The 3454-nt window shown below is 72.9% G+C and carries 4 protein-coding genes; 2 read left to right on the top strand and 2 right to left on the bottom strand.

Features of this window, described 5'->3' with window-relative positions; genetic code table 11:
- Nucleotides 1–93: 93 nt before the first annotated feature.
- Nucleotides 94–906 (bottom strand): class I SAM-dependent DNA methyltransferase, encoded by an 813-nt coding sequence (locus tag SACPADRAFT_RS0208005; protein ID WP_007026975.1) that lies wholly within the window; start codon nucleotides 904–906, stop codon nucleotides 94–96.
- Between the two features lie 169 nt (nucleotides 907–1075).
- Between SACPADRAFT_RS0208005 and SACPADRAFT_RS0208000 the strand changes: the two genes are divergently transcribed.
- Both SACPADRAFT_RS0208000 and hisG read left to right on the top strand, forming a co-directional pair.
- Nucleotides 1076–1339 (top strand): phosphoribosyl-ATP diphosphatase, encoded by a 264-nt coding sequence (locus tag SACPADRAFT_RS0208000; RefSeq protein ID WP_007026974.1) that lies wholly within the window; start codon nucleotides 1076–1078, stop codon nucleotides 1337–1339.
- 114 nt (nucleotides 1340–1453) lie between these two features.
- Nucleotides 1454–2299, top strand: coding sequence for an ATP phosphoribosyltransferase (gene hisG, locus SACPADRAFT_RS0207995; protein ID WP_007026973.1), 846 nt, complete (start codon nucleotides 1454–1456; stop codon nucleotides 2297–2299).
- 82 nt (nucleotides 2300–2381) lie between these two features.
- Here hisG and SACPADRAFT_RS0207990 read toward each other — a convergent pair whose 3' ends face one another.
- Nucleotides 2382–3311 carry a ParA family protein gene (locus SACPADRAFT_RS0207990; protein WP_007026972.1) on the bottom strand — a complete coding sequence of 310 codons (930 nt, stop codon included), beginning with the start codon at nucleotides 3309–3311 and terminating at the stop codon, nucleotides 2382–2384.
- Nucleotides 3312–3454 lie beyond the last annotated feature (143 nt).

The following is a 3454-nucleotide window of genomic DNA, read 5'->3' as shown; positions in this document are numbered from 1 at the left end:
GTGCCGCCGGGGCCGCGCCGGGTGCCGCGCCCGTCGCTGGTGGGTGTCGACGCCCGGACCCTGGCCGAGCTGGTGATCCGGGACTGACGCCGCTCAGTCCGTGCCGTCCGACGGCGCGACCGGCACGTCGCCGTGCTTGGTGGCCACGACGGCCAGGTAGTGCAGCGGCTCCCCGCGCACGTCGAGCCGGTGCCGGTACCGCTCGCGGGCGCGCACCTCGAACAACCCCTCCCGCTCACACCGGCGGACGAACCGGGCGAAACCGGACTCGTCGGACTCGGACAGGAACCGATCCCGGATCGTGAAGGCGATCCGGCCGCCGTCGGCGACGAGATTCACCGCCGTCGCGAACGCCCGCACCGGGATGTCGCCGAACCCGAGCGCGGCCACGCAGGTCAACGCGTTGAATCGGTGACCGGCCAGCGTCCGTTCCTGCTCGGCGGTCAGCCGGGCCAGGTCGCACACGTGGTAGTCGTCGTAGAGCTCCGGACGGTCCCGCAGCGCCGCCCGCCGGGCCTCGTCGAGCAGGTCCACCCCGATCAGATACCCCGCGCCCACGGTGCGCAGCTGCTCGGCGATCAGGCCGTTGCCCGCGCCGAGGTCCAGCACCCGCAGCGACGCGGGGTCGGTGCCGGAGGCCTGCACCTCCTCCTTGAGCAGCTTGCCCACCACGTCCGGCGACCGGCAGTCCAGCAGATCGTGGAACAGCGTCTCGTAGAGCCCGGGCACGGCGAAGATCCGGTCGTAGTCGTGGAACCGGATGTCCCGCCAGGCGCCGTCCAGCCGGACCGAGCAGTACTCGGTGTCCTGGTCGAGTCTGCCCGGGTTCTCCGGGAGTCGCACGTCGGGCCGGGTCCCGCCCGCCGCGGGGGCCTGCGGTGACCCGGGGGAGGAGGTGTCTGCCATATCACGATCTTTTCGCGTCGAAGTCCACACGCGCGTCGCTGCCGCGTTCCCTGCGCGATCAGCAAACTACCGCGCGCAGTACCGCGTCAACGTCGCCTGCGCCACGTGCGCCACGCCCGGACCGGGCCGCCCGTCGGCGCGTGCGGCGCGGATGGAAGGATTCCGGGGCGTGAAGACCTTCGACGAGCTGTACGCGGAACTCCTCCAGCGCGCCGACACGCGGCCCGAGGGGTCGGGCACCGTGCGTGCCCTCGACGCCGGGGTGCACGAGCAGGGCAAGAAGGTGCTCGAGGAGGCGGGCGAGGTCTGGATCGCGGCCGAGCACGAGTCCGACGAGCGCCTCGCCGAGGAGATCTCGCAGCTGCTCTACCGGGTCCAGGTCCTCATGCTCGGGCGGGGCGTCACCAGCGAGGACGTCTACCGCCACCTGTGAGGGTCGTCTCGCCGGTCCCGGGTGGCGACCCGCCGACCACCTCCGCTGGGGTGGACACCGGCGCCCGCCCGGCCGGAGCGGGCACGGGCAGCGACAACGTCAGGAGGGAACATCATGCTGCGGTTCGCGGTGCCGAACAAGGGCGCGCTGGCGGGACCGGCGTCGGAGATGCTCGCCGAGGCGGGGTACCGGCAGCGGCCCGAGCAGCGGGACCTGACCATCCTGGACACCGTCAACGACGTCGAATTCTTCTTCCTCCGGCCCAAGGACATCCCGATCTACGTCGGCTCGGGTGACCTGGACCTGGGGATCACCGGCCGGGATCTGGCACTGGACTCGGGGGCACCGGTCGAGGAGACCCTGTCGCTCGGGTTCGGGGGCTCCACCTTCCGCTACGCCGCCCCCGCCGTGCGGGAGTGGACGATCCCCGACCTGGCGGGCAAGCGCCTGGCCACCTCCTATCCGCGGCTGGTGGCCGACGACCTCGCCCGGCACGGGGTGGAGGCCGACGTCATCCGGCTCGACGGGGCCGTGGAGATCTCGGTGCAGCTCGGGGTCGCCGACGCCATCGCCGACGTCGTGGGGTCCGGCCGCACCCTGCGCCAGCACGACCTGGTCGCCTTCGGTGACCCCATCTGCGTGTCCGAGGCGGTGCTCCTGCACCGCGCGGGCAACGCCACGTCGAAACCGATCGCGCAGATGGCCGCCCGGTTGCAGGGCGTGGTGTTCGCCCAGCAGTACATGATGCTGGACTACGACTGCCCGCGGACACTGCTCGACGACGCCATCGCGATCACCCCGGGGCTGGAGTCGCCCACGGTCGCCCCGCTCGCGGACCCCGACTGGGTGGCCGTCCGGGCGATGGTGTCCCGCAAGCAGGTGAACTCGGTCATGGACGAGCTGGCCGCCGTCGGCGCCCGGGCGATCCTCGCCTCCGACATCCGCGCCTCCCGGCTCTGACCCGAGTCGCCCCGACGGGCGAACGGGTGGCCCCGGGGTCGACGGGAGCGTCGGCCTGCTGGTCCGACCGTGCCGGGGCGGGTCAGTGTGGTTTCCGGTGGCGGGGCAGCAGGTCGTACAGCCTGCTGCGGGCGCCGCTGTCGTTGGCCGCGCGGGCGTGGGAGACGTCGGCGATGAAGTCCTCGAACACGAAGTCCTGCTCGGGCGCGGTCAGCGGTGTGACCGGGCCGCTGTGCATGGAGTCCAGCGCGCGGGCCACCTCGCGGAACGCCGCCGCCTGCACCGTCTCGGGGGCGAACGTGGTCACCGGCACCCCGCGGGCCGCCGCCTCGTTGATCACCACCCCCAGCGGCACGTGCGCCAGCACGGGCAGGCCGAAGCCCTGCAACTCATTCAACGCGGCGGCCGCGTACGCCGACACCGGCCGCCGGTACAGCCCGGGCACCAGGCCGTAGTAGAGCACCGGCGGCCGCTGCACGGCCTGTTCGATGTAGCTGATCTGTTCGCGCAGCAGCCGCAGCGCCCGGATGCTGGTGCGTTCCGGCTGCACCGGCACGACGATCCCGTGGCTGGCCACCAGCGCGTTGTTGGTCAGCACGTCCAGCGCGGGCGGACAGTCGATGACGACGTGGTCGTAGTCGGCGAACTGGATCACCCGCGCCAGCTGCCACCCCGGCACCCGGAACTGGTCCAGCCGCCGCACGAGGTCGAACATGCCGGACGAGGTGGGGATCACGTCGAGCGCGCCGCCGTCGCCGACGGCGCAGCGCGGATGCGGCACGACGAGCTCCTCCACCGGCCCGCGCCAGGTCTTCGTCAGCGCCCTGGCCATGCTCGGCGCCTCGGGTGGGGGCTCGGGCAGTCCGAGCGACTCGGTCGTGGCGTGCCCCTGCGGGTCGAGGTCGATCAGCAGCACCCGGCGCCCGCGCTCGGCCAGCGCCGCCGCCGCGCCCACGCTGAGCGCGGTCTTGCCGACCCCGCCCTTCTGGTTGACCACCGAGGTGATCTGCACTCTGCGCCAGCTCCCGTCTCGTTGTCTGCGGGGGAGGGTAGTAGATCAACGACGGTGCGTCAGGCCCCCGCGTGCACCGGGTCGGGCGTGGCTCCGCGGTCCGTGGCTCCGCGGTCCGCGGGTCGGTGGCCCGCGGGTCCGGT

Origin of the sequence: Saccharomonospora iraqiensis subsp. paurometabolica YIM 90007 (genome assembly GCF_000231035.2) — a bacterium.
GTDB lineage: Bacteria > Actinomycetota > Actinomycetes > Mycobacteriales > Pseudonocardiaceae > Saccharomonospora > Saccharomonospora paurometabolica.
Note: the sequence above shows the minus strand (reverse complement) of the source record. Positions and strands in the feature narration are given on the sequence as shown.

What these genes read in the sequence shown, in the direction of transcription:
- SACPADRAFT_RS0208005 (WP_007026975.1), bottom strand. Translation starts at nt 906, where the DNA reads ATGGCAGACACCTCCTCCCCCGGGTCACCGCAGGCCCCCGCGGCGGGC.
- hisG (WP_007026973.1), top strand. Translation starts at nt 1,454, where the DNA reads ATGCTGCGGTTCGCGGTGCCGAACAAGGGCGCGCTGGCGGGACCGGCG.